The sequence below is a fragment of the Streptomyces sp. NPDC093221 genome (assembly GCF_044753885.1).
Classification (GTDB): domain Bacteria; phylum Actinomycetota; class Actinomycetes; order Streptomycetales; family Streptomycetaceae; genus Actinacidiphila.
On record NZ_JBIVOA010000001.1, the window covers coordinates 1,199,684 to 1,224,292 of the forward strand.

The 24,609-nt window shown below is 72.0% G+C and carries 18 protein-coding genes; 14 read left to right on the forward strand and 4 right to left on the reverse strand.

Annotated features, from left to right (window positions below; genetic code table 11):
- Nucleotides 1-12 precede the first annotated feature (12 nt).
- A complete protein-coding gene (gene gltX / locus ACIQCJ_RS05435) occupies nucleotides 13-1,398 on the reverse strand; it encodes a glutamate--tRNA ligase (RefSeq protein WP_402710865.1) in 1,386 nt (461 codons plus the stop codon).
- 183 nt (nucleotides 1,399-1,581) lie between these two features.
- Between gltX and ACIQCJ_RS05440 the strand changes: the two genes are divergently transcribed.
- The 6 genes from ACIQCJ_RS05440 to ACIQCJ_RS05465 all read left to right on the forward strand — a co-directional run bounded on the left by ACIQCJ_RS05440 (nucleotide 1,582) and on the right by ACIQCJ_RS05465 (nucleotide 9,748).
- The gene (locus ACIQCJ_RS05440) at nucleotides 1,582-3,273 is read left to right on the forward strand and encodes an FAD-binding dehydrogenase (RefSeq protein WP_391162333.1); all 1,692 of its coding nucleotides are present in this window, start codon (nucleotides 1,582-1,584) and stop codon (nucleotides 3,271-3,273) included.
- A gap of 299 nt (nucleotides 3,274-3,572) precedes the next feature.
- Nucleotides 3,573-5,369: a glycoside hydrolase family 6 protein gene (locus tag ACIQCJ_RS05445; RefSeq protein WP_355337930.1), complete on the forward strand. Its 1,797-nt coding sequence runs from the start codon at nucleotides 3,573-3,575 to the stop codon at nucleotides 5,367-5,369.
- 264 nt (nucleotides 5,370-5,633) lie between these two features.
- A complete protein-coding gene (locus tag ACIQCJ_RS05450) occupies nucleotides 5,634-6,818 on the forward strand; it encodes a serine hydrolase domain-containing protein (protein WP_402710760.1) in 1,185 nt (394 codons plus the stop codon).
- A gap of 4 nt (nucleotides 6,819-6,822) precedes the next feature.
- A complete protein-coding gene (locus ACIQCJ_RS05455) occupies nucleotides 6,823-7,665 on the forward strand; it encodes an SDR family NAD(P)-dependent oxidoreductase (protein WP_401310364.1) in 843 nt (280 codons plus the stop codon).
- A gap of 156 nt (nucleotides 7,666-7,821) precedes the next feature.
- Nucleotides 7,822-8,811 (forward strand): NAD-dependent epimerase/dehydratase family protein, encoded by a 990-nt coding sequence (locus ACIQCJ_RS05460; protein ID WP_402710761.1) that lies wholly within the window; start codon nucleotides 7,822-7,824, stop codon nucleotides 8,809-8,811.
- 4 nt (nucleotides 8,812-8,815) lie between these two features.
- On the forward strand, nucleotides 8,816-9,748 hold the full coding sequence (locus tag ACIQCJ_RS05465) for an RNA polymerase sigma-70 factor (RefSeq protein WP_402710762.1): 933 nt from the start codon (nucleotides 8,816-8,818) through the stop codon (nucleotides 9,746-9,748).
- A 3-nt stretch (nucleotides 9,749-9,751) separates the two neighbouring features.
- Here the strand turns inward: ACIQCJ_RS05465 and ACIQCJ_RS05470 are convergent, their stop codons facing one another.
- The 3 genes from ACIQCJ_RS05470 to ACIQCJ_RS05480 form a co-directional block, all read right to left on the reverse strand.
- Entirely contained in the window at nucleotides 9,752-10,597 is an 846-nt protein-coding gene (locus ACIQCJ_RS05470; RefSeq protein WP_402710763.1) for an EamA family transporter, read from the reverse strand.
- Nucleotides 10,598-10,678: 81 nt separating this feature from the next.
- Complete coding sequence (locus ACIQCJ_RS05475) at nucleotides 10,679-12,313, reverse strand: penicillin-binding transpeptidase domain-containing protein (protein ID WP_355337948.1); 1,635 nt, start codon at nucleotides 12,311-12,313, stop codon at nucleotides 10,679-10,681.
- A gap of 248 nt (nucleotides 12,314-12,561) precedes the next feature.
- Complete coding sequence (locus ACIQCJ_RS05480; protein ID WP_402710764.1) at nucleotides 12,562-14,286, reverse strand: dolichyl-phosphate-mannose--protein mannosyltransferase; 1,725 nt, start codon at nucleotides 14,284-14,286, stop codon at nucleotides 12,562-12,564.
- Nucleotides 14,287-14,595: 309 nt separating this feature from the next.
- Between ACIQCJ_RS05480 and rsmI the strand changes: the two genes are divergently transcribed.
- From rsmI to ACIQCJ_RS05520, 8 genes are all read left to right on the forward strand, one after another.
- A complete protein-coding gene (gene rsmI, locus ACIQCJ_RS05485) occupies nucleotides 14,596-15,471 on the forward strand; it encodes a 16S rRNA (cytidine(1402)-2'-O)-methyltransferase (protein ID WP_402710765.1) in 876 nt (291 codons plus the stop codon).
- Between the two features lie 351 nt (nucleotides 15,472-15,822).
- Nucleotides 15,823-16,419 carry a hypothetical protein gene (locus ACIQCJ_RS05490; protein ID WP_402710767.1) on the forward strand — a complete coding sequence of 199 codons (597 nt, stop codon included), beginning with the start codon at nucleotides 15,823-15,825 and terminating at the stop codon, nucleotides 16,417-16,419.
- 35 nt (nucleotides 16,420-16,454) lie between these two features.
- Nucleotides 16,455-17,342, forward strand: coding sequence for a TatD family hydrolase (locus tag ACIQCJ_RS05495; RefSeq protein WP_355337957.1), 888 nt, complete (start codon nucleotides 16,455-16,457; stop codon nucleotides 17,340-17,342).
- A gap of 146 nt (nucleotides 17,343-17,488) precedes the next feature.
- Nucleotides 17,489-18,634, forward strand: coding sequence for a ubiquitin-like domain-containing protein (locus tag ACIQCJ_RS05500; protein ID WP_402710768.1), 1,146 nt, complete (start codon nucleotides 17,489-17,491; stop codon nucleotides 18,632-18,634).
- Between the two features lie 63 nt (nucleotides 18,635-18,697).
- Nucleotides 18,698-19,579, forward strand: coding sequence for a 16S rRNA (adenine(1518)-N(6)/adenine(1519)-N(6))-dimethyltransferase RsmA (gene rsmA / locus ACIQCJ_RS05505; RefSeq protein WP_402710769.1), 882 nt, complete (start codon nucleotides 18,698-18,700; stop codon nucleotides 19,577-19,579).
- Nucleotides 19,580-19,729: 150 nt separating this feature from the next.
- Nucleotides 19,730-20,662 carry a 4-(cytidine 5'-diphospho)-2-C-methyl-D-erythritol kinase gene (locus tag ACIQCJ_RS05510; protein ID WP_402710770.1) on the forward strand — a complete coding sequence of 311 codons (933 nt, stop codon included), beginning with the start codon at nucleotides 19,730-19,732 and terminating at the stop codon, nucleotides 20,660-20,662.
- Between the two features lie 86 nt (nucleotides 20,663-20,748).
- Nucleotides 20,749-22,539 (forward strand): ABC-F family ATP-binding cassette domain-containing protein, encoded by a 1,791-nt coding sequence (locus ACIQCJ_RS05515; RefSeq protein ID WP_355337968.1) that lies wholly within the window; start codon nucleotides 20,749-20,751, stop codon nucleotides 22,537-22,539.
- Between the two features lie 204 nt (nucleotides 22,540-22,743).
- Nucleotides 22,744-24,468, forward strand: a complete 1,725-nt coding sequence (locus tag ACIQCJ_RS05520; protein WP_402710771.1) for a hypothetical protein — start codon at nucleotides 22,744-22,746, stop codon at nucleotides 24,466-24,468.
- Nucleotides 24,469-24,609: the final 141 nt, after the last annotated feature.

Below are 24,609 nucleotides of genomic sequence, written 5' to 3' on the forward strand. Positions count from 1 at the left end.
GGGTGGCGGGTCTTACGACTCGGCGGGCGTCTCCGACTCCAGCCGGGCGCGGGCGGCCTCCAGGCGGGCCAGCGCGCGCTCGCGGCCGAGGGCTTCGAGCGACTCGAAGAGCGGCAGCCCGACGGTGCGGCCCATGACGGCGACGCGGATGGGCGCCTGGGCCTTGCCGAGCTTGAGGCCGTGGGCGGCGGCGATGGACTCCAGGGCCGCCTTCAGGGGCTCGGCCGACCAGTCGGGAAGCGCGCCCAGTTCATTGGCTGCGTCGCGCAGAAGATCCGCCGCGCCCGCCTTCATCGCCTTGGACCACGACGCGTCGTCGCGCACCGGCTCGTCGAGGAAGAGGAAGTCGACGTACGACGTGATCTCGGACAGCAGGGCGATCCGGGTCTGGGCGAGCGGCGCGACGGTCTCGAAGACGGCCTCGTCGTACGACAGCGGGTCCCAGGTGGCGTGCGGGGCGGTCAGCCACGGCGCGCAGGCGCTGACGAAGGCGGCGGGGGACAGGGCGCGGATGTACTCGCCGTTGAAGGCGGTGAGCTTCTTGACGTCGAAGAAGGCCGAGGAGCCGATGACGTCCTCGATGCGGAAGAGCTGCTCCAGCTCCTCGTAGGGCAGGATCTCGCGGTCGTCGCCGGGGCCCCAGCCCAGCAGCATCAGGTAGTTGACCATGGCCTCGGGCAGGTAGCCCTCGGCGAGGTAGTCCTCGAGGGCGACCTTGTCGCGGCGCTTGGAGAGCTTCTGCCGCTTCTCGTTGACGATCACCGGCAGGTGCGCCCAGGTGGGCGGGGTAGCGCCCAGCGCCTCCCAGAGGAGCTGCTGCTTGGGCGTGTTGGACAGGTGCTCCTCGCCGCGGATGACCTGCGTGACGCGCTCGTCGAGGTCGTCCACGACGTTGGCGAGCAGGAAGACCGGGGAGCCGTCGCCGCGGGCGATGACGAAGTCCTCGATGGAGCTGTTGGGGAAGGCCGGTTCGCCGCGGATCAGGTCGACCACGACCGTCTCGCCCTCGTCCGGCGTGCGGAAGCGCATCGCCCGCCCCGGCTCGTACGCCAGCCCGCGCTCGCGGCAGAAGCCGTCGTAGCCGAGGTGTTCGGAGCCGGTGCGCTCCTTGAGCATGTCGCGCGTGCAGTCGCAGTAGTACGCGCGCCCCTCGATCTGGAGCCGGGAGGCGGCCTCGCGGTGCCGGTCGGCGTTGTGCGACTGGAAGTACGGGCCCTCGAAGGCGGGGTCGGCGCCGCTGATGCCGATGGCGGCGAGCGCGCTGATGATGCCGTCGATCCATTCGGGCTTGTTGCGCGCCGCGTCGGTGTCCTCGATGCGCAGGACGAAGGTGCCGCCCGACTGTCGGGCGACCGCCCAGTTGTAGAGGGCGGAACGGGCGCCGCCGACGTGGAACATACCGGTCGGGGAGGGGGCGAAACGGACGCGGAGCGGGGCATCAGACATGGCGTGAATCCTACCGAGCCGGGTCGGCGCCCCGCGCCTCGGATTATGCGGGGTCCCGATGCCGCTGACCCGCGCGCGCCGCTCGCGTAACGTGCTCGTCACTACGTTGACTACTGGCGAGTAAGGAGCGGTCGGATGGCGCTGGACGCGGATGTCGTGGTGGTGGGCGCGGGGCTGGCCGGTCTGGTGGCCACGGTCGAGCTGGCGGAGGCCGGACGGAAGGTGATCCTGGTCGACCAGGAGCCCGAGGCGTCCCTCGGGGGCCAGGCGTTCTGGTCCTTCGGCGGGCTCTTCTTCGTCGACTCGCCCGAACAGCGCCGGATGCGGATCAAGGACACGCCCGACCTCGCGCTCCAGGACTGGCTCGGCACGGCCGGCTTCGACCGGCCCGAGGACTACTGGCCGCGCCGCTGGGCCGAGGCGTACGTGCACTTCGCCGCGGGTGAGAAGCGGGCCTGGCTGCACCAGCGCGGCATGCGCTTCTTCCCGGTGGTCGGCTGGGCCGAGCGCGGCGGCTTCCTGGCCACCGGCCCCGGCAACTCCGTGCCGCGCTTCCACATCACCTGGGGCACCGGGCCCGGCGTCGTCGCGCCCTTCGCGCAGCGGGTGCGCGACGAGGTCGCGCGCGGGCGGGTCGAACTGCGCTTCCGGCACCGGGTGACCGGCCTGACCCGTACCGGCGACGCCGTGGACGGTGTGACCGGCGAGGTCCTGGTGGCCAGCGACGTGGCGCGCGGCGAGGCCAGTTCGCGGGAGACGGCGGGCGCGTTCGAACTGCGCGCGCAGGCCGTGGTCGTCACAAGCGGAGGCATCGGCGGCAACCACGATCTCGTACGGGCCGCCTGGCCCAAGCGGCTCGGCACCCCGCCCGGCAAACTGCTCTCCGGCGTTCCCGCGCACGTGGACGGCCTGATGCTCGGCATCACAGAGGCGGCGGGCGGAAGGTTGATCAATGGTGACCGGATGTGGCACTACACCGAGGGCATCGAGAACTGGAACCCGATCTGGGCCCGCCACGGCATCCGCATCCTGCCCGGCCCTTCGTCGCTGTGGCTGGACGCCACCGGCAAGCGGCTGCCGGTCCCGTACTTCCCCGGTTTCGACACGCTCGGCACCCTGGAGCACATCATGGGGACGGGCCACGAGTACACCTGGTTCGTCCTCACCCAGAAGATCATCGAGAAGGAATTCGCGCTGTCGGGCTCCGAGCAGAATCCGGACCTGACCGGGAAGAGCGTGCGCGACGTGCTCAAGCGCGCGCTGCCGGGGGCGCCGGGGCCGGTCGAGGCGTTCAAGCAGCACGGCGTCGACTTCGTGGTGGAGAAGGACCTCGGCGCCCTGGTGCGGGGGATGAACGCCGTGACGGGCGAGGGGCTGGTCGACGAGGCGGTCGTACGGCGCGAAGTCGAGGCGCGCGACCGCGAGATCGCGAACACGTACACCAAGGACTTGCAGGTCACGGCCATTCGCGGGGCCCGCAACTACCTCGGCGACAAGCTCATTCGCACCGCGTCGCCGCACCGGCTGCTCGACCCGAAGGCGGGGCCGCTGATCGCCGTGCGGCTCAACATCCTGACCCGGAAGTCGCTCGGCGGCCTGGAGACCGACCTCGAAGGGCGCGTCCTGCGCGGCGGGTCGGAAGGCGCGGAGGACGGCGGCGCGGCCGGTCGCGGCGAGGTGCTCAGCGGGCTCTACGCGGCGGGCGAGGCCGCGGGATTCGGCGGCGGCGGGATGCACGGATACCGGTCGCTGGAGGGGACGTTCCTCGGCGGCTGCATCTTCTCCGGGCGCGCGGCGGGGCGGGCCGCCGCGGCCGCGACGGCATAACGCGCGAGCGGGCGCCGGGGGTTCCGCCCCCGGCGCTCCCTCCGTGCCCCGGTGCCCGGCCGCCCGTCCGGGCGGGTCCGCCAACCGTCATGCGTTTCAGAGGTGTTGGCGCCCGGCCCCCGTCCGGGACCAACTCCATGGACGTAGCGCCAAGCATTGACAGGAGCGGACCGCCTGCCCACTATGGGAGCGCTCCCACGTTAAGAGCGTGTAACCGAACCATGCTTCACCGCACCACCTCCCATGACCCCGCGAAGTCGTTTCGAGGGGTCCATCCCCCCTATGGAGGTTGTTCGCACATGGCAGTCCCGACAGTCCGACGCAGAACCGCCGCGCTCGCGGCCGGCCTGATGGTCGTCGCCTCAGGCGGCGTGGTCGCCGCGATGAGTACGACATCCGCCTCGGCGGCCACCGCCGGTTGCTCGGTCGCCTACGACGTGAGCCAGTGGGATTCCGGCTTCACCGCGCAGGTGACGATCACCAACACCGGCCCGGCCATCACGAGTTGGCAACTCGGCTGGAACTTCCCCGGCAATCAGAAGGTCACCCAGGGCTGGAACGCCACCGTGAGCCAGACGGGCGCGGCCGTGACCGCGGCGAGCCTGTCGTACAACGGCGCGGTGGCGACCGGCGGTACGGCGACCTTCGGCTTCAACGGCTCGTACAGCGGCACCAACACCAAGCCGTCGTCGTTCACCCTGAACGGCGTCGTGTGCGGCGGCGGCACCGGTACGACCCCGCCGACGACGCCCCCCACGACGCCCCCGACCACACCCCCCACCACTCCGCCGACGACGCCCCCCACGACGCCGCCGACCACCCCGCCCACCTCGCCGCCGCCCGGCACCAGGGTCGACAACCCGTACGCGGGCGCCAAGGGCTACGTGAACCCGGACTGGTCCGCGAAGGCCGCGGCCGACGGGGGATCGAAGATCGCCAACCAGTCCACCGCGGTGTGGCTGGACCGGATCGCGGCGATCGCGGGCACCAACGGTGCCATGGGGCTCAAGGCCCACCTGGACGCGGCGGTGCAGCAGGCCGCAGGCCAGCCGCTCACCATCGAACTGGTCATCTACGACCTGCCCGGCCGTGACTGCGCCGCGCTCGCCTCCAACGGCGAACTGGGCGCGACGGAGATCGGCCGCTACAAGACCGAGTACATCGACCCGATCGCCGCGATCATGTCGGACCCGAAGTACGCGGGCCTGCGGATCGTCAACATCATCGAGCCCGACTCGCTGCCCAACCTGGTCACCAACGCGGGCGGCACCGCCGGTTCGACGGACGCCTGCGCCACGATGAAGGCCAACGGCAACTACGAGAACGGCGTCGGTTACGCGCTCGCCAAGCTCGGCGCGATCGGCAACACGTACAACTACATCGACGCCGGACACCACGCCTGGCTCGGCTGGGACACCAACCTGGCGCCCGCCGCGCAGGAGTTCCTGAAGGCCGCGAAGACCGGTGGCGCCACCGTCAACGACGTCCAGGGCTTCATCGTCAACACGGCCAACTACAGCGCCACCGTGGAGCCGAACTTCAAGGTCACGGACAGCGTGAACGGCACCACCATTCGCCAGTCCAAGTGGGTTGACTGGAATCAATACGTCGATGAGCAGAGCTACGCGCAGGCCCTGCGCAACCTCCTGGTGTCGGACGGCTTCAACTCCAACATCGGCATGCTGATCGACACCTCCCGCAACGGCTGGGGCGGCGCCTCGCGTCCCGCCGGTCCCGGGGCGACCACGACCGTTGACACCTACGTCGACGGTGGCCGTATCGACCGCCGCATCCACGCCGGCAACTGGTGCAACCAGTCCGGGGCCGGCATCGGTGAGCGCCCGACCGCGGCGCCCGCCGCCGGTATCGACGCCTACGTGTGGGTGAAGCCTCCGGGTGAGTCCGACGGTTCGAGCACCCAGATCCCGAACGACCAGGGCAAGGGCTTCGACCGGATGTGCGACCCGACCTACACCGGTAACGCCCGCAACGGCAACAACCCGACCGGTGCCCTGGCCAACGCCCCGCTCGCGGGTGCCTGGTTCTCGGCGCAGTTCCACCAGCTCGTGCAGAACGCGTACCCGCCGCTCCCGTAGCGGACTCCCCACCGGGCCCGTGACGGGTCCCGCGCTCCGGCCGGACACTCTCCGGCCGGGGTCGCGGGCCCGCCGCGGGCCCGGGTGGTTTTCCGGCTCCTGCCGCGGGGAACGGGTGCCGCCCCGCCGCCGCCCGCGCTCGACCGCGTATACGGCCCGTCCCACCGCCTGTTTACAGAACGCGCATCTTCGTCGTGCACCATGGGTGCCGCAGAGTTCGGTGCAGCGGGTGGACCGGCGGAGCGGCAGGCGGAGGCGGCATTCATGGACGCGTTCACGGACGTCCACGGCACGGCGGAGGACGGCTGGGAGCCGGTACGTACCGCTTTCGCCCAGAATTTCACCCGCCGGGGGGATGTCGGCGCCGCTTTCGCGCTCTATAGGCACGGCCGCAAGGTGGTCGACCTGTGGGGCGGTGCCGCGGCGGCCGGGAAGCCCTCGGGGAAGCCGTGGGCCGAGGACACCGTGCAGATCGTCCGGTCGGCCACCAAGGGCGTGGCCGCGGCCTGTCTGCTGCTGCTCCACCAGCGCGGCCAGTTGGATCTGGACGCGCCGGTGGGCGCGTACTGGTCGGAGTTCAAGGCGCACGGCAAGGAGCGGGTGACCGTCAGGGACGTGCTGGCGCACCGGGCAGGAGTGCCCGCGCTGGACACGCCGTTGACGCCGGAGCAGGCGCTCGACGGCACGACGGGGCCGCGCGCGGTGGCCGCGCAGAAGCCGCAGTTCCCGCCGGGCGCGGCGCACGGGTACCACGCGCACACCTACGGCTGGTTGGTCGCGGAGCTGGTGCTGCGCCCGTCGGGGCGGACGGTCGGCCGCTTCGTCGCGGAGGAGATCGCCCGGCCGCTCGGCCTCGACCTGTGGGTGGGGTTGCCGCCGGGGCAGGCGCACCGGGTGGGCGGGACCGCCGAGACCGTCACGCCGGAACCGGCCGTCTCCGGCGCGCTGCGGGCCCGGCCCAAGCGGTCCGTGCAGGACGCGTACGCCGACCCCGAGTCGCTGACCATGCGCGCCTTCGGGGCGATCTCACCGCGGCCCGACGAGAACGACCCCGCCTATCGCGCGGGTGAGCTGCCCGCCGCCAACGGCATCACCGACGCGCGCTCGCTGGCCCGCTTTTACGCGGCCCTGATCGGGGAACTGACCGACGGGCCGCGGCTGTTCGTGCCCGCCACGCTCACCGCCGCCCGGACCGTGGAGTCCGAGGGGCCGGATCGAGTATTGATCGTCAACACTCGATTCGGCCTGGGATACATGCTGCACGGCCCGGCGTCCCCGCTGCTGGCGCCCGGCTCCTTCGGGCATCCCGGCCGCGGCGGCTGCCTCGGTTTCGCGGACCCCGCGAGCGGAATCGGCTTCGGCTACGTCACCAACGGCATGCAGAAGAACGTCACCGCGGATCCCCGTGCCCAAGCCCTGGTCAGGGCGGTACGGGAGTGCCTACGCTGACCCGATGGTGCGTAACGGGACAGCTGCGGCGGCGTATTCAGGGCAACGATTCGCGACCTACACCGTCATGGTGACCGGCGGCGCGCGGGGCATCGGCGAGGCGACGGCCCGCAGATTCGCCGCGGAAGGCGCCGCCGTACTCCTCGCGGACCTCAACGGTGAAGCGGCCGAACGCACCGCCGCCTCGATCCGCGAGGACGGCGGACGGGCGGAGGCGGTCGGGTGCGACGTCGCCGACCGTACGGCCGTGGACGCGGCGGTCGCGCACGCGGTGGCGGCCTTCGGCGGCCTCGACGTCCTCGTCAACAACGCCTATTCGTGCAGCGATCACTCCGAGGACTTCACCGAGGAGCCGGACGAGAACTGGCTGCGCGACCTCGACGTCACCCTGACCGGCGCCATGCGCTGTTCCCGCGCCGCGCTGCCGCACCTGGCCGCCGCGACCGGCGGGCGCGGCGCGATCGTCAACATCGGCTCGGTCAACGGCATGTCGTACTTCGGCAACCACTCCTACAGTGCGGCCAAGGCGGGACTGATCTCGCTGACCCGCACGCTCGCCGTGCACGCGGCGGCCAGCGGCGTCCGCGTCAACCTCGTCGCGCCCGGCACCATCCGCACGCCCGCGTGGGCGGGCCGCGAGTCCATGCTGGAGACCGCCGCGGGGCTGTACCCGCTCGGCCGCGTCGGCGAACCCGCCGACATCGCCGCCGCCGTCACCTTCCTGGCCTCCGCCGACGCGTCCTGGATCACCGGTGTCACGCTGCCGGTCGAAGGCGGCATCCTCTCCGCGAATCCGGGGTTCACCCACGCGCTGTCGGCCGGGACCGCCGACGACGAGGCGCCGTAGGAGCCGCGGCGGGAGCCGCCGTCGGCGCTGCCGGGAAAGAGTGACGCAGGTCACCTCCGCTTCTGTCACGCAGGCGCCGGGCCGTTTGTCCTATGGGCATCGACGAGGCGGCCGGCTTGTGTGTCCGGCCCCGGCACGGGACGAGGGACGGACGGCATGGACGCTGCGAAGGACACGGGAAGCGACCGGCGCACGGGCGGCGGGGGCCTGCGGATTCTGCTGGCGGGCGGCAGCGGCGTCCTGGGACGTTCCGCCGCGAAGGAGTTGACAGCCGCCGGGCACCAGGTGGTACAGCTCGGCAGGGGCGCGTCCCACGACATCCGCGCCGACCTCCTCGACCGTGACGCGCTGCTGCGCGCGGTCGACGGGCTCCGCTTCGACGTCGTCGTGCACGCGGCGACCGCGCTGTCCGGCAAGTCCATGACCAGGCACCGGGACATGGACGGCACCAATACGCTGCGTACGGCCGGAACCCGGCACCTCTTGGAGGCGGCCCGCACGACCGGCGCGTGGCGCTGCGTCACGGAGTCGATGATGTTCGGCTACGGGTACGGCGACCACGGTGAGGGTCCGGTCACCGAGGCGGGCACACCCTTCGGGCCGCACAGCGACGACAAGCACCTGGAGCGGCACGTCGCCGCCATGCGCGTCAACGAGGAGCTGGTCCTGGGCGCGGACGGCGTCGAGGGCGTCGCCCTGCGCTTCGGCCTCTTCTACGGCGCCGGCGTCACCGACACCCTGATGCTGCCACTGCTCCGCAAGCGCACCATGCCGGTCGTCGACGACACCCACCGCCAGGTGTCGTGGGTGGAGGTTGGCGACGCCGCCCGCGCGGTCGCGCTCGCCGTCACCTCGGGGCGGCCGGGGCAGGCGTACAACATCGGCGACGACCGGGCGCTCGGCTTCGCCACCCACATCCGCGCGGTCGCGGACGCGTACGGCGTGGCGCGCCCGCTGACCGTACCGGCCTGGGTGCTGCGCGCCACCCCGCTGATGCGCGCGATCATGGGGACCCGGCTGAAACTGGACAGCGCGAAGGCGGCGGCAGAACTGGGCTGGCGGCCGTCGTACCGCGACAGCGCGCAGGGCGTGCGGGCGATCGCCGCCGGGCCGGTTGCCGGGGCCGGGCCGCTGCTGCCAGCCTGAGCGGATGACGGACGACACGGGGGAACGGCGCACGGGCGGCACGTACGAGCGCCCACAGGGCGACCTCGGCGGCGCGCGCGAGGACGACGCCTTCCTGCGCGACCGGCGGCTGCTGTTCTCCACCGCCTACCACCTCCTGGGCAGCGTCGCCGACGCCGAGGACGTACTCCAGGACACCTGGCTGCGGTGGGCGCGCGTCGACCGCGCCGACGTCCGCCACCCCACCGCCTACCTGGTGCGTACGGTCTCGCGGCTCTGCCTGAACCGGCTCACCTCGGCGCGCGCCACCCGCGAGACGTACATCGGCCCGTGGCTGCCGGAACCGCTGCTGACCGGGCCCGACGCCGCCGACCGCACCGACACGGCGCACTCGGTGTCCATGGCCATGCTCGTCGTCCTGGAGACGCTCAGCCCGCTGGAGCGCGCGGTGTTCGTGCTGCGCGAGGTCTTCGGCTATGAGTACGCGGAGATCGCCGCGGCCGTGGAGCGCGCGGAGCCGACCGTACGGCAGACCGCGCACCGCGCCCGCGCGCACATCCAGGCGCGCCGCTCCCGTTACGACGCCGACGACGCCACCCGCGCGGCGGTGACCGAGAAGTTCCTCGCGGCCTGCGCGGGCGGCGACCTCAACGCGGTGCTGGCGCTGCTCGCCCCGGGCGTCACCGCATGGTCCGACGGCGGCGGCAAGGTGACGGCCGCCACCCGCCCGCTGCGCGGCGCCGACCACGTGGCCCGGTGGGTCCTCGGCGTCCTGGGCAAGCCCGAACTGGCCGCGATCACCGCCGCACCGGCCGCCGTCAACGGCCGGCCGGGTGTGCTTTTCACCCTGCAGGGCGCGCCCGCCGGCGCCCTCACCTTCGAACTCGCCGCCGGCGGCCGCATCCACGAACTGCGCTTCCAGGTCAACCCCGACAAGCTGCGCGGCCTGTCCGGGTGAGCGTCAACTCGCGTGCAGCATCAGACCTATGCCGGTCACGACCACCACGGCGGCGACCATACGGGGACGGCCGAACTGCTCCTTGAAGAACAGCGCGCCTATGGCGGCGCCCGCGATGATCGAGGACTCGCGCAGGGCGGCGACCGGGGCCAGCGGCGCGCGGGTCTGGGCCCACAGGACGAGGCCGTAGGCGGTGAGGGACAGGGCGCCGCCGAGGAGGCCCCGCAGGGCGACGGGTCTCAGCTGCGCGGCCAATTCTCTGCGGCGCGCAGAGAATGCCACGGCCGGGATCACCAGGCCCTGGAACAGCAGCAGCCAGGCGATGTAGCCGAGCGAGCTGCCGGAGGCGCGCACGCCGACGCCGTCCACGACCGTGTACCCGGCGATGGTCAGTCCCGTACCGGCGGCTGCCGTCAGCGCGGGCCAGTTGGGGCGCTTGCCGCGCAGGCCCCACAGGGCGACGCCGCCGAGTCCGGCGCAGGAGGTGATGACGCCCGCGGTCTGCCAGGGCCCCGGCCGTTCGGCGACGAAGACGGCCGCCAGCACGGTGACGGCGAGCGGCGCGATACCACGGGCTATCGGATAGACCTGCCCGAACTCGCCGAGCTGGAAGGACCGCATCAACAGGTACTGGTAGGCGAGGTGGATGACCACCGACGCGATCAGATACGGCCACGCGCCCGCGTGCGGCACCGCCGCGAAGGGCAGCAGGGCCAGGGCGCACAGGGCCCCGCCGCCACCCACGAGGGTGAAGGCGAGGACCTGGTCCTTGATGCCGTGCGCGATGGCGTTCCACGCGGCGTGCGTGATCGCGGCGGTGAGGACGACGGCGACGACCAGCGGCGTCATCCGCGGCTCGAACGGCCGGGGCTGCTCGTACGGCGCGGACCGCTCAGACGGCTGGGGCGGTGCGACGGACGCATCGGCGGGTCAGGAGGCGCGCAGCACGGCCGCCACGATGGGGCCGGCGGACTGGTTGCCGTGACCGCCGCTGTGGACGACGGCGGCGGCGGCGACATGGCCCGCGTACGCGGTGAACCAGCCGTTGGCCTCCGCGGAGGTGTCGGTCTCGGCGGAGCCGGTCTTGGCACCGGAGTTGGGGCCGAATCCGCTCATCACACCGCTGGCCGTGCCGCTGGTGATGGTCGCGCGCATCATCTGCCGCAGATACTGCGTCGTCTTCGACGGGATGCCGGAGGCGGTGGCGATGGGGCCCTCGATGAGGCTCTTGGCGACGATCCGCGGCTGGTGGAAGTCACCGGTGCTGGCGGTCGCGGCGACGGACGCCATGATGAGCGGGCTCATCTGAAGAGTGCCCTGTCCGATCATCTCCGACGTCAGCTCGTCCCCCGTGCCGCCCGGCACCACCGGGTCCTGGGACACGGTGCCGATGTTCCACCCCTGCGTCAGGCCGAACTGCTCGGCCGTGTCCACGAGTCCGGTCGCGCCGAGCGTCTTCGCCTGGAGGATGAAGCCGGTGTTGCAGGACTTCATGAAGTCCCATTGCAGCGAGGCGCCGGGGTTGTTCATGCCGCCGTCGTTCTTGTACGCCTTGCCGTAACCGTAGTTCGCACCATTGATGCACTTCGCGGGCGAGGACGGTGTAAGACCGCGCTGGAGCAGTGCCGCCGCCGTGACGATCTTGAACGTCGAGCCGGGCGCGGCCTTGTCCTGCAACGCGTAGTCGGTGCCGGACGCCGGGCCGTAGGCGACCGCCAGGATGGCGCCGTTCGTGGTGTCGACGGCGGTCACCCCGGACTTGTCCTTGCCCGCCACCGCCTTCTCGGCCGCCTTCTGGATCGTGGCGTCGAGCGTGGTGTCCAGCCGTACGGGCTTGCCCTTCTTGAGCACGTTCAGCGTCTTGCCGGCCGAGTCGTCCGCCTTCTGGACGTACGTCTCGATGCCGGGGGTGCCGTCGCCCAGCTTGTCCGCGTACCGCGTGCGCAGGTCGGGGATGATGCGGCTCAGCGACGGATAGTCGGCCGGGTCCATCACCCGCCCCTTGCGGTCCACGACATCCACCTCGGGCACCTTGGCCTGACCGGTGACGAGCTGGTCGCCGTCGCCCAGCTCCGGGCTGATCACGGACGGCTTCCACCGCACGACCGGCTTCCCGCTCGCGCCGCGTACGACGGTCAGCGACGAGCGGTAGCTCCAGGGGGTGGTGACGCCGTCGTACGTGACCTGCGCGGTCACCGTGAACGGCATGGTCGTGGTGGTTGTCGCCGCCGGTGTGCCGGGGGTGAGCTGCACGGACGTCACATGGGCCTGCGTCTTGTACGCGGTGAGCGCGGCCGTCGTCGTCCGCACCGAGTCGGTCAGGGCCGCCGCCCGCGTGATGTCGCCCGACGACCACGCGGTCAGGAAGTCGTCCCCGACGTCGGTGACTTCGGCGGCGCTCGGCGGCGCGGTGTTGACCGGCGTCGGCTTGGGCCGCGCGGACTTGCCGCCGCCCCCGCCGCCGCCCTCCAGCGAGTCGTAGACGTTGTAGGCGCCGTACCCGGCGACCACGAGCATTCCGACGAACACCGTGCCGATGATCCCCGACTTGACACCCCGTGACATGGGCACGAGACCTCCCCCTCCCCTTTGAACGCGTTCAAGGAACGCGCGCTGTAGCACCCTACGGGACCCCTGTGCGGAGGAAGGTCTCAGTCCGGGCACGGGTTCGTACGGAAACAGCCCTCCCGGGACCCTCACCCGCCCCAGGAAAACTCAGCCCGGCCCCGTAGCGCTGTCCGGCCCCCCGGCCCCCGGCGCTCGGACCCCGCGCTCGGACCCGGCCCCCCGGACCCCGGCCCCCCGGACCCCGGTCAGACCCAGGAGTCGAACCACATCCTGGCCTGCCAACTGCTGTACGGAATCGTCATACCGGTATAGATCGGGAAGAAGTAGATGAAATTCCAGATGATCAATAGGACAAGCGTGCCCGCGCCGACCGCGCCCCACATACGTCTGCCCTCACTCGCGCTCGGTGGGCCGAGGAAGGCGCCGATCATCATGGCGACCGCGAGGCAGAGGTAGGGGACGAAGGCGACGGCGTAGAAGAAGAAAATCGTACGGTCCTGGTAGAGGAACCAGGGGAGGTAACCGGCGCCCGCCGCGCACAGGATGGCGCCCGCGCGCCAGTCGCGGCGCATCGCCCAGCGGTAGACGAGGTAGATGAGGGCGAAGCAGGCGGACCACCACAGCAGGGGCGTGCCCAGCGCGATGATCTCGCGGGAGCAGCCGGCCGCCGCGTGGCAGCCGTCCTCGCCGTTCTTGGGGGACTGGAAGAAGTACGAGACCGGGCGGCCGAGTACGAGCCAGCTCCAGGGGTTGGACTGGTAGGGGTGCGGGGTCTGGAGATTGACGTTGAAGTCGTAGACCTGCACCTCGTAGTGCCACAGGCTGCGGATCGGGGCCGGGATCCACGACCAGGTGCCGCCGCGGGCGTCCGCCCAGTGCCGTCCGTAGGCGTTGTCGGACAGGAACCAGCCGGACCAGGAGAGCAGATACGTCACCAGGGCGACCGGCAGGATCGTCAGCGCGGCCCAGCCCAGGTCCTTGCGCAGGACGGCGAGGTACGGGCGGCGGGCGCCGGCCAGGCGGCGTGAGCCGATGTCCCAGACGACGGTCATGATGCCGAAGACCGCCAGGAAGTACAGGCCGTTCCACTTGCTGGCGCAGGCCAGGCCGAGGCAGACGGCGGCGGCGATCCGCCAGGGCCGCCAGCCCATGCCCGTCCGGTCGCCGACCTGCCGGTCGGGTCCCGCGTAACCGCTCTCGTCGACGGGCAGGGCGCGCGCGAGGCGGGCCCGCGACCAGTCGCGGTCGATCAGCAGGCAGCCGAACGCGGCGAGCGCGAAGAAGGAGATGACGAGGTCGAGCAGCGCGATCCGGCTCATCACGAAGTGCAGTCCGTCGACGGCGAGCAGGGTGCCCGCCACGCAGCCGAGCGTCGTGGAGCGGAACAGCCGTCGCCCTATCCGGCACAGCATCAGCACGGACAGCGTGCCGATCAGCGCCATCATGAAGCGCCAGCCGAAGGGGTTGAGCCCGAACATCCACTCGCCGACCGCGATCACCCACTTGCCCATCGGCGGGTGCACGACATAGCCGGGCGCGTCCGAGAGCGGGATCACCTGGGGGTGGGCCAGGATCTGCGGGTTGGAGACCTTGCCGTCGGGCCAGGTGCCCTCGTAGCCGAGCTTCAGCAGCGACCAGGCGTCCTTGGCGTAGTACGTCTCGTCGAAGACGACGTCACGCGGGTTGCCCAGGTGCCAGAAGCGGATCGCCCCGGCGAAGACGGCGACCAGCAGCGGGCCGAGCCAGCCGCTCCACTTCGCCACCCGGTGGGCCGCGACGGGGCCGAGGCCGAGCGCCTCCCACATCCGGGTGCCCGGCTCGGGGAACGGCGGTACGAGGCGGTCGCGGGTGTCGATCCGAGTCCGTTCCGCATAGCCGAACCGGCGCAGTCGTCGCGCCCACGCGCTCGACTCCGCCTCCACCCGAAAGCCCTCGTCGGCCCGGTCCTGCGTCGCGGTCTCACTTGTCACCGGCCCATCGTAGGGAAACCCCCTGAGAAAGCGATGAGGTCCGGGCTCACCGCCCGGGTTTGTCCGCAATCCCGGCCGGTAATCAGGGGTGCGCGGGCCGTGTCCGGGCGGTTTCCGGGCGGTGGGGCGGCCGGGATCGGGGCCGATGCCGTTCGTCCGGGGCCGCGGGGGTGGGCGAGGGCCCCGGCGTGATCCTGGTCACGCGCCGTGCGGCCGGCTCCGAGGAGCGGGGCGGGGGGCGCGGGGCGTTGGGCGGTGGGCGCTGGGCGCGATTGAGGGGATACGGCGGGCAGGTGGGAGGCTGGGGGCGTGACCACCTCAGCCGTCGGCGTCCTCGTTCTGGCCGGAACCCCCATCGGCGACCCCGCCGACGCCCCGCCCCGCCTCAGCGCGGAACTGCTCGCCGCCGATGTGATCGCCGCGGAGGACACCCGCCGCTTCCGCCGTCTCACGCACGCGCTGGACGTGCACCCGACGGCCAGGGTCGTCTCGTACTTCGAGGGCAACGAGAGCGGGCGCACACCGGAGCTGGTCGAGGCGCTGGAGGGCGGCGCGCGGGTCGTGCTGGTGACGGACGCGGGGATGCCGTCGGTGTCCGACCCCGGCTACCGGCTGGTGGCGGCGGCCGTCGAGCGCGACATCAAGGTGACCGCGGTGCCGGGCCCGTCGGCCGTACTGACCGCGCTGGCGGTCTCCGGGCTGCCGGTGGACCGTTTCTGTTTCGAGGGCTTCCTGCCGCGCAAGGCGGGCGAACGGCTGTCGCGGCTGCGCGAGGTCGCCGCCGATCGCCGCACCCTGGTGTATTTCGAGGCGCCGCACCGGATCGACGACACCTTGGCGGCGATGGCGGAGGCGTTCGGCGAGGAGCGCAGGGCCGCGGTCTGCCGGGAGCTGACCAAGACGTACGAGGAGGTCAAGCGCGGGCCGCTGAAGGCGCTCGCGCTGTGGGCGGCGCAGGGGGTGCGCGGCGAGATCACCATCGTGGTGGAAGGCGCGCCGGAACCCGGCCCCGCCGACCTCGACCCGGCCGAACTCGTCCGCCGGGTGGCAGCCAGGGAAGAGGCGGGCGAGCGGCGCAAGGAGGCCATCGCGGCGGTCGCCGACGAGGCGGGCCTGCCCAAGCGGGAGGTCTTCGACGCCGTCGTCGCCGCCAAGCGGACCGGCGAACTGCCCCCGGGCGCCTGAGGACCGGGACTCCGCACGGCCCGGCGGCGTGCGGCCCGAGGACCGTTTTCTGACGGCGCGGCGGCCTGCGGTCCGAGGACCGTTTTCTGACGGCCCGGCGACCGCCGTTCGCGGAATCCGTCGCCTGATGCCCTGATTCCCGGGCGCACAATCCCGACGGGCCGCCCTTTTGACGCCGTAAGAACCTAAACCGTATGCATGGCAAAGCAATATCCGCCATCTGCCACATACGGGCCCAAATCTGGCTCAAGAGTCGGGCGCATCTCCTGCGGAGCGGGCAAATCGGGCGTTCGCTGGTAGGTGCAAAGTCCCGCTCCGGACACCGTGTCCGGAGGGCACGCAGGAGCTGCCATGAGCGAGACCATCGGAAGCGATCCCCGTCCCGTCGCCGCCGCACCGGGTGCGCCCGCCGTACCCGTCACGGTGACCGTCACCGCCCCCGCACCCGACGGCCCGGCTCCCGCACCCGACCGCGCGGCCGCCGCGCGCGAGGAGTCGGGCCGGAACGCGGCGGAGGCGTACGCCTTCGCCTGCCTGAACTGCGGCCACGGCTGGGAGCAGGCGTACGAGATCGAGCACCATGTGGACGCGTCCGGCCACGCCTTCGTCGTCTACCTCGCGGACGGCGCGAGGGTGCCGTCACCGCTCACCCGCCCGGCGTGCCTGAACTGCGGCGGTACGCACGTACGCATCATGCGCTCGGGGCAGGTCTCCGGCGTCGCCTCCGTATGGGCCCACCCGCGGGGCGACCGCGGTGTGCGCCGCGAGCACCACTGGTCGGTCCTGCACTTCCTGCACCGCAAGCCGCACGGGGAGCGCGGCAAACACGGGGAGCGCGGCAAGCACGCCAAGCAGCACGGCAAGCACGGCGGGCGGCCCGACACCCAGCCCGGAGCGCAGCCCGGCCTCCAGCGCGATGAGCAGTCCGGGGGAGCCGACACCGCCTGACAGGACGACGGCCCCGCGTCCTTAGGATCGGGGCCATGCCCGACAAGAACGCCAAGGCCGACGACAAGAAGTCCGCCCCGCCGGCGCCCGAGCCGCTGCGGGTCGCGGTCGCCGATTCCCACACCCACCTCGACATGCAGCCGGGCACGGTTCCCCAGGCCCTTGCCCAGGCCGCCGCGGTCGGCGTCGACACCCTCATCCAGGTGGGGTGCGATCTCGCGGGTTCCCGCTGGGCGGCGAAGACGGCCGCCGCCCACGACGCGATCTGGGCCACCGTGGCCCTGCACCCGAACGAGGCGCCCCGCATCGTCCACGGAGCGCCCGAGGGCTCCTACGGGGGCGCGCAGGCGCCGCGCGGCATCGAGGGGCTCGACCGGGAGATCGACGAGATCGACGCGCTCGCCGCCCTTCCCCAGGTGCGCGGCGTCGGCGAGACCGGCCTGGACTACTTCCGCACCGGGCCCGACGGTGTCGCCGCCCAACAGCACTCGTTCCGTCGCCATATCGACATCGCCAAGCGGCACGGCAAGGCGCTGGTCATCCACGACCGCGAGGCGCACGCCGACGTGCTGCGCATCCTCGACGAGGAGGGCGCCCCGGACACCGTCGTCTTCCACTGCTACTCCGGCGACGCCGAGATGGCCGAAGTCTGCGCGGCGCAGGGGTTCTACCTCTCCTTCGCCGGCACCGTCAGCTACAAGTCGGCGCAGAATCTGCGCGACGCGGTGGCCGTCGCCCCGCTCGACCGCCTCCTGGTGGAGACCGACGCGCCTTTCCTCACCCCGGTGCCCTACCGCGGACGGCCGAACGCGCCATACCTCATTCCGGTCACGCTGCGTGCGATGGCCGCGGCCCGCGGCATCGACGAGGACACCCTCGCGACGGCCGTCGCGGCCAACACCGCCAGGGCGTTCGCCTACTGACGTTTCCACGCGCTCACCCGGACAGGTGACTTCGCGCGACCGGAGGTGACGACGCCACGTGACGGCGAGGGCTTGGCCGGTGGCGACAAGTCGGCTACGTTCCCGGTTCCCCGCACCGGAACCCCGCAGCCGTGGAGCGAGCCGTCGTGAGCAATACGCAGGGCACACACCGAGCCGCCGCCCGTCCGGCGGCCGCCGTCCGGCGGACCGGCCGCGCGATCGTGCCGCGGGCGCTGGTGATGGCGGTCCTGGCGGGCGGCACCGGCGCGTACGTGCTGGCCGACAAGGCGGTACGGCTGACCGTGGACGGTCGGCCGCGCACGCTGCACACCTTCGCCGACGACGTGGCCGACGTGCTGCACGAGCAGGGCGTCGAGGTGGGCGACCACGACATCGTGGCGCCGGCGCCGGGCGAGGCGCTGCACGACGGCGACGACGTGGTGGTCCGCTACGGCCGTCCGCTGACGCTCACCGTGGACGGCCGTCACCAGCGGGTGTGGACGACCGGCAAGACCGTCGCGGAAGCGCTGCGGCAGCTCGGAGTACGGGCCGAGGGCGCGTATCTCAACGCCTCCCGCGACGCGTCCATCGGCCGCCACGGCCTCTTCCTCGACGTGCGCACGGAACGTACGGTCACCGTCCTGGCCGACGGCCGCGAGCACACCGTGCGCACCAACGCCGCCACCGTCCGGCAGGCCGTCGCGGACGCGGGCGTCACCCTCGGCGGCCAGGACGCCACCTCCGTGGACGCCGACAGCTTCCCCCGCGACGGCCAGACCGTCTCGGTGCTGCGGATCTCCGGCCACCAGGAGACCCGCGAAGAACCGATCCCCTTCCGCACCCGCAAGCACACCGACGCGACGCTCGCGCAGGGCACCGAGGCCGTGGACCGGCCGGGCCGCGACGGCGTCCGCCGCGTCACCTACGCCTACCGCACCGTCAACGGCGTCCGGGAGCGCCCGCGCGTCGTGGAGTCGGTGACCGCGCGCGAACCGGTCACCGAGGTCGTACGCGTCGGCACCAGACCGCTGCCCACCGCCGTCACGGGCGCCGACGGCCTCAACTGGGGCGGCCTCGCGCAGTGCGAGGCGGGCGGCAGACCCGACGCGGTGGACGCGACCGGCACCTATGGCGGGCTCTACCAGTTCGACGTGCACACCTGGCACAGCATCGGCGGCCAGGGCCGCCCCCAGGACGCCCCCGCCGCCGAGCAGACCTACCGGGCCAAGAAGCTGTACGTCCAGCGCGGCGCGGCCCCCTGGCCGGTCTGCGGGCGGCACCTGGGCGGTTAGGGCCGGACAGGCCCTAGGTCCGGTCCGCGAGGGCGGCCCCGGCCGCCCCGTACTCTTGCGGGTGTGAGTACGACAGATCCCGACGCCCTCCTCGGACCGGCCGACATCCGTGAACTGGCCGCGGCACTGGGGGTGCGCCCCACCAAGCAGCGCGGGCAGAACTTCGTCATCGACGCGAACACGGTGCGGCGGATCGTCAGGACCGCCGGGGTGCGCCCCGAGGACGCGGTCGTCGAGGTCGGTCCCGGACTCGGCTCGCTCACCCTCGCGCTGCTGGAGGCCGCCGACCGGGTCACCGCGATCGAGATCGACGACGTGCTGGCCGCAGCGCTGCCCGCGACCGTCGCCGCGCGCATGCCGGACCGGGCGGACCGTTTCGCCCTGGTGCACAGCGACGCGATGCGGGTGACAGAACTGCCGGGGCCGCCGCCCACCGCCCTGGTGGCGAATCTGCCGTACAACGTGGCGGTGCCCGTCCTGCTGCACATGCTCGCCGCCTTCCCGAGCATCGAGCGCACCTTGGTGATGGTCCAGGCCGAGGTCGCCGACCGGCTGGCCGCGGGGCCGGGCAACAAGGTGTACGGAGTGCCGTCGGTGAAGGCCAACTGGTACGCGGAGGTCAAGCGCGCCGGTTCCATCGGCCGCAATGTGTTCTGGCCCGCGCCCAACGTCGACTCCGGTCTCGTCTCGCTGACCCGGCGTGACCCGCCGAAGACCACCGCCACCCGCGAAGAGGTCTTCGCCGCCGTCGACGCGGCCTTCGCCCAGCGCCGCAAGACGCTGCGCGCGGCGCTGTCCGGCTGGGCGGGCTCGGCCCCGGCCGCCGAGGCCGCGCTGGTGGCCGCAGGGGTCTCCCCGCAGGCCAGGGGCGAGGAGCTGACGGTGGAGGAATTCGCCGCCGTCGCCGAGTACAAGCCCGCGGCCGAACACAAGCCCGCGGTCTGACGCCGCCGCACCGTAAACCCGCCGCCGCCCGTACCCGCCGCCCGCGAATCCCCAGCCCGTGAATCCCCAGCCCGTGAATCTCCACCCCGTGAATCCGCCGCGCCCGGCGGACCGCCCTCCGTACGCACCACCCTCGCAAGGGAGCCAGCAGTGACCGCCGCACCCGTCACCGTCCGCGTGCCCGCAAAGGTCAACGTCCAGCTCGCGGTCGGTGGTCGCCGCCCCGACGGTTTCCACGACCTGGCGAACGTCTTTCTGTCGGTCGGCCTGTACGACCATGTGACAGCAGTGCCCGCCGACGCGTTGACGATCACCGCGTCCGGCCCGGACACCGACAACATCCCGCTGGACGCCACCAATCTGGCGGCCAAGGCGGCGGTCGCGCTCGCCGCGCACCATGGCGTCGATCCCGTTGTGGGATTGCACATCACCAAGGACATCCCTGTGGCGGGCGGCATGGCGGGCGGCAGCGCGGACGCGGCGGCGGCGCTGCTCGCCTGCGACACCCTGTGGGGCCTGAACACCCCGCGCGCCGACCTGCTCGCGATCTGCGCGGAGCTGGGCAGCGACGTGCCGTTCAGCCTGGTCGGCGGCGCTGCGCTGGGGGAGGGCAGGGGCGAGATCCTCACGCCGCTGGAGGTGGCGGGCCCCTTCCACTGGGTCTTCGCCGTCGCCGACGGCGGCCTGTCCACCCCGGCCGTCTACCGCGAGTGCGACCGCCTGCGCCGCGAGTCCGGCGCGGGCGACACCACCGACGACGTACCGGCGCCCGTCGCCGACCCCGCCCTGATCGACGCGCTGCGCACCGGCGACCCGTACGCGCTCGCCGCCGTCCTGGTCAACGACCTCCAGGCCGCCGCCCTGTCCCTGCGGCCCGCGCTGGCCGACACCCTGGCGACCGGCACGGACGCGGGCGCGCTCGCCGCGCTGGTCTCCGGCTCGGGACCCACCTGCGCCTTCCTCGCGCCGGACGCCGACACCGCCGCCAAGATCGCGGTCACCCTCACCGCGTCAGGCACCTGCCGCACCGCCCGCCCGGCCGCCTCCCCGGCCCCCGGCGCGACCGTCGTCCCCGCCCCCTGACCGCCGGGGCACCACCCGGAACCGGCACCTCACCGCGCCGCACTACGCTGAAGCAGAACCCCCGCGAACCCCTGGAGCGTACGAGAGTGGCCGTCAACCTGGTCAACGTCGAAGCCGTCGGCAAGACATACGGCACGCGAGCGCTGCTCGAATCCGTGTCCCTCGGCGTCTCCGAAGGCGACCGCACCGGCGTCGTGGGCCGCAACGGCGACGGCAAGACCACCCTCATCCGGCTGCTCGCCAAGCTGGAGGAGCCGGACACCGGCCGCGTCACCCACCAGGGTGGGCTGCGACTGGGCGTCTTGACGCAGAGCGACAGCCTCGACCCGGCCGCGACCGTGCGCCACGAGGTGATCGGCGACCGCGCTGACCACCAGTGGGCGGGCGACGCGAAGATCCGCGACGTGCTGACCGGCCTGTTCGGCGGCCTGGACCTGCCCGGCTTCCCGCTCGGCCTGGACACCGTCATCGGCCCGCTCTCCGGCGGCGAGCGGCGCAGGATCGCGCTCGCGAAGCTGCTGATCGAGGAGCAGGACCTGCTGGTCCTCGACGAGCCGACCAACCACCTCGACGTCGAGGGCATCGCCTGGCTGGCGGGCCACCTCGGCACCCGCCGCTCCGCGCTCGTCTGCGTCACCCACGACCGCTGGTTCCTCGACCAGGTCTGTACCCGCATGTGGGACGTGCAGCGCGGCTCGGTGTACGAGTACGAGGGCGGCTACAGCGATTACGTGTTCGCGCGCGCCGAGCGGGAACGGATCGCGGCCACCGAGGAGACCAAGCGGCAGAATCTGATGCGCAAGGAGCTGGCCTGGCTGCGCCGCGGCGCCCCGGCCCGCACCTCCAAGCCGCGCTTCCGCATCGAGGCGGCGAACGAGCTGATCGCCGACGTGCCGCCGCCGCGCGACACCGCGGAGCTGATGAAATTCGCCAACTCCCGCCTCGGCAAGACCGTCTTCGAGCTGGAGGATGTGACAGTCCAAGCGGGCCCCAAGGTGCTGCTGAAGCACCTGACGTGGCAGCTCGGCCCCGGCGACCGCGTCGGCCTGGTCGGCGTCAACGGCTCGGGCAAGACCTCACTCCTGCGGGCGCTCGCCGAGGCCGCGGCGACCGGCGGCGACCAGCAGCCGGCGGCTGGCAAAGTGGTCGTCGGCAAGACGGTGAAGCTCGCTTACCTCTCCCAGGAGGTCGCCGAGCTGGACCCGAACTGGCGGGTGCTCCAGGCCGTGGAGTCGGTGCGGCAGCGCGTCGACCTCGGCAAGGGCCGGGAGATGACCGCGGGGCAGCTCTGCGAGAAGTTCGGCTTCACCAAGGAGAAGCAGTGGACGCCGGTCGGCGACCTGTCCGGCGGTGAGCGCCGTCGGCTCCAGATCCTGCGGCTGCTGATGGACGAGCCCAATGTGCTGTTCCTGGACGAGCCCACCAACGACCTCGACATCGAGACGCTCACCCAGCTGGAGGACCTGCTCGACGGCTGGCCCGGCTCGATGCTGGTGATCAGCCACGACCGGTACTTCCTGGAGCGCACCACCGACCGCGTCTTCGCGCTGCTCGGCGACGCCAGTCTGCGCATGCTGCCGCGCGGGGTGGACGAGTACCTGGAGCGCCGCCGCCGGGTCGCCGAGGCCGCGGCGCCCGCCCCGGCGCCCGCCAAGGACAAGCCCACGGGCGACACCCGCGCGGCGAAGAAGGAACTCCAGCGCATCGAGCGGCAGCTCGACAAACTCGGCCAGCGCGAGGCGAAGCTGCACACCGGCATCGCCGACAATGCGACCGATTTCGAGAAAGTCGCCTCCCTGGACGCCGAATTGCGCGCGCTGCGCGAGGAGCGCGAGGAACTGGAGATGCGCTGGCTGGAGTTGGCGGAGGACGCGTAACACCCCTTCACATGAGGCGGGTAACACCCCTTCACCTGGGGCGGGTAACACCCCTTCGCAGGTGAAGCAGAATCCCTCGACGTGTGAAGACGTGTAGCGGCCAGGTAACGGTCGGGCCGCTCCCCGAGGGGGTGGTGGGGGCGGGTGATAGAAAGAATTTCCGTTCATCCGTCCCTGATTCACCTGTGCCCGAAGGACCTGTTGATGTCGCAGCCGCCCCCGCCGCCCCCCGGAAACCCGCCGCCGCCCGGCGGTGGTTACGGATACCCGGGCCAGGCGGGCCCGGTTCCCGGTAACGAGAACCCGTACGCGCAGCCGGTGCCCCCCGGCCAGAACCCGTACGCGCAGGCGCCCACCCAACCGGCCTTCCCGCAGCAGCAGTACGGCGGCCGGCAGGGACCTCCGCCGCCGCCCGGCCAGGTGCCGCCCCCGCCCCCGCCGCCCGGCCAGGTGCCGCAGGGGCAGGCACCGCCCCCGCAGTACGGCTACCCGCAGCCCGGCCAGGTCCCGCAGCAGCAGGCGTACGGCTATCCGCAGCAGCAACAGCCGCCGTACGGGCCCGGACCCTCGGGCTACCCCGCCCCCTCAGGCGGCTCGTCGAACAACAAGCTGATCGTGATCGTCGCGGCGGTCGTCGCCGCGGTGCTGGTGATCGGCGGCGGTGTGTACTTCGCGACCAAGAGCGGCGGCGGCGACGACCCGGCGCCCAAGCCGCAGGCCAACGCCGGTGGCGCCAACGGCGGTACGAACACCGCCAAGACGCACAATTCGACACTGTCGTACAAGTGGGACAAGCCCGCGGACCCGGTGGCGTCGAAGGACAATCTGAAGAGCGTCCTCGGCGTCTGGTTCACCGACAAGTACGTGGTGAAGAACGAGATCGACAAGGTCGTCGGCTACGACCTGGGCACCGGCGCGGTGGCGTGGACCGTACCGACACCGTCGAGCGGCGACTGCACGGCCGCGCGCGACTCCAACAACAACCTGACGGCCGTCCAGTTCGGCGCCAACTGCGAGCAGGTCATGGTGATCGATCTCGCGGCGGGCAGGGCGGTGTGGACGGCGAAGCTGCCGGTCGGCAGCTCGGAGAAGGCGGACTTCGACTACAGCGAGATGGCGATCAGCGGCGACACGCTCGGCGTGGACTGGCTGGAGGGCTCGATCGGCTACCGGCTGAGCACCCAGAAGGTGCTGTGGCGGTCGGGCAACGGTGACTGCGAGGACGACGGCTACGCGGGCGGCAAGCAGTTCGTGGCGATCGTCAACTGCGGTTACAAGACGTACAAGGTCCAGGTCATCGATCCGGACAACAACGGCAGCGCCAAATGGTCGTGGACGGCGCCGGTCGGCACCAAGGTCTCGGCCGTCGTCTCCACCGACCCGGTGGTGGTGGTGCTCGGCACCGAGGGCGAGAGGCAGACGGACGTGGCGACGATCGTCGACGGCCGTCTCCAGTCGCGGGTCTCGCTCGGCACCGACAAGTACGACATCAGCACGGACGGCACCGAGATGCAGGCCGTGCACAATGTGATCGTCAGCAGTGACACCCTCTATCTGTCGCTGACGAGCAAGCACGACAGCAACGGCCAGGTGCTCAGCGGGATCGTCGCGTTCAACCTGAGCGACGGCAAGCAGAAGTGGATCGCCAAGCCCGACAGCAAGCACGACATCCAGGGCCTGGCGATCGAGGACGGCAAGCTGCTCGCGTACGAGCCCGCCGACTACGACGTGCAGGGCCGTCTGGTGACCCTGGACCCGGCCAGCGGCGCGCTCACCACCTACGCGCAGTTCGACACCGACGCCTCGCAGAAGCTGAACGTGTCGGCGATGCGCAGCTACCCCGTCTGGCACGACGGTCATTTCATCATCGCGACGCGCACGGTGTACGCCTCCTCGTCCGACCAGACCTATCTGGTGACCTTCGGCTGACGAGCTACGGTAATTCCGGATTCGCCGGAACCTTCTGTTCGATAGGGGGCGCGGCCGGTGGTGGATGCGTGTAGCTTCGCCGCCTAGGGCGGTATGCGTAGGGGTCGGGGTCGGCAGTGGTCCGGACCCCGGGGGGATAGG

Bases quoted from the DNA above. Each gene is read 5' to 3' on its own strand.
- gltX (WP_402710865.1), bottom strand. From the start codon at position 1,398: ATGTTCCACGTCGGCGGCGCCCGTTCCGCCCTCTACAACTGGGCGGTC.
- ACIQCJ_RS05440 (WP_391162333.1), top strand. From the start codon at position 1,582: ATGGCGCTGGACGCGGATGTCGTGGTGGTGGGCGCGGGGCTGGCCGGT.
- ACIQCJ_RS05455 (WP_401310364.1), top strand. From the start codon at position 6,823: ATGGTGCGTAACGGGACAGCTGCGGCGGCGTATTCAGGGCAACGATTC.
- ACIQCJ_RS05470 (WP_402710763.1), bottom strand. From the start codon at position 10,597: ATGACGCCGCTGGTCGTCGCCGTCGTCCTCACCGCCGCGATCACGCAC.
- ACIQCJ_RS05460 (WP_402710761.1), top strand. From the start codon at position 7,822: ATGGACGCTGCGAAGGACACGGGAAGCGACCGGCGCACGGGCGGCGGG.
- ACIQCJ_RS05465 (WP_402710762.1), top strand. From the start codon at position 8,816: ATGACGGACGACACGGGGGAACGGCGCACGGGCGGCACGTACGAGCGC.
- ACIQCJ_RS05450 (WP_402710760.1), top strand. From the start codon at position 5,634: ATGGACGCGTTCACGGACGTCCACGGCACGGCGGAGGACGGCTGGGAG.
- ACIQCJ_RS05490 (WP_402710767.1), top strand. From the start codon at position 15,823: ATGAGCGAGACCATCGGAAGCGATCCCCGTCCCGTCGCCGCCGCACCG.
- ACIQCJ_RS05475 (WP_355337948.1), bottom strand. From the start codon at position 12,313: ATGTCACGGGGTGTCAAGTCGGGGATCATCGGCACGGTGTTCGTCGGA.
- ACIQCJ_RS05520 (WP_402710771.1), top strand. From the start codon at position 22,744: ATGTCGCAGCCGCCCCCGCCGCCCCCCGGAAACCCGCCGCCGCCCGGC.
- ACIQCJ_RS05495 (WP_355337957.1), top strand. From the start codon at position 16,455: ATGCCCGACAAGAACGCCAAGGCCGACGACAAGAAGTCCGCCCCGCCG.
- ACIQCJ_RS05445 (WP_355337930.1), top strand. From the start codon at position 3,573: ATGGCAGTCCCGACAGTCCGACGCAGAACCGCCGCGCTCGCGGCCGGC.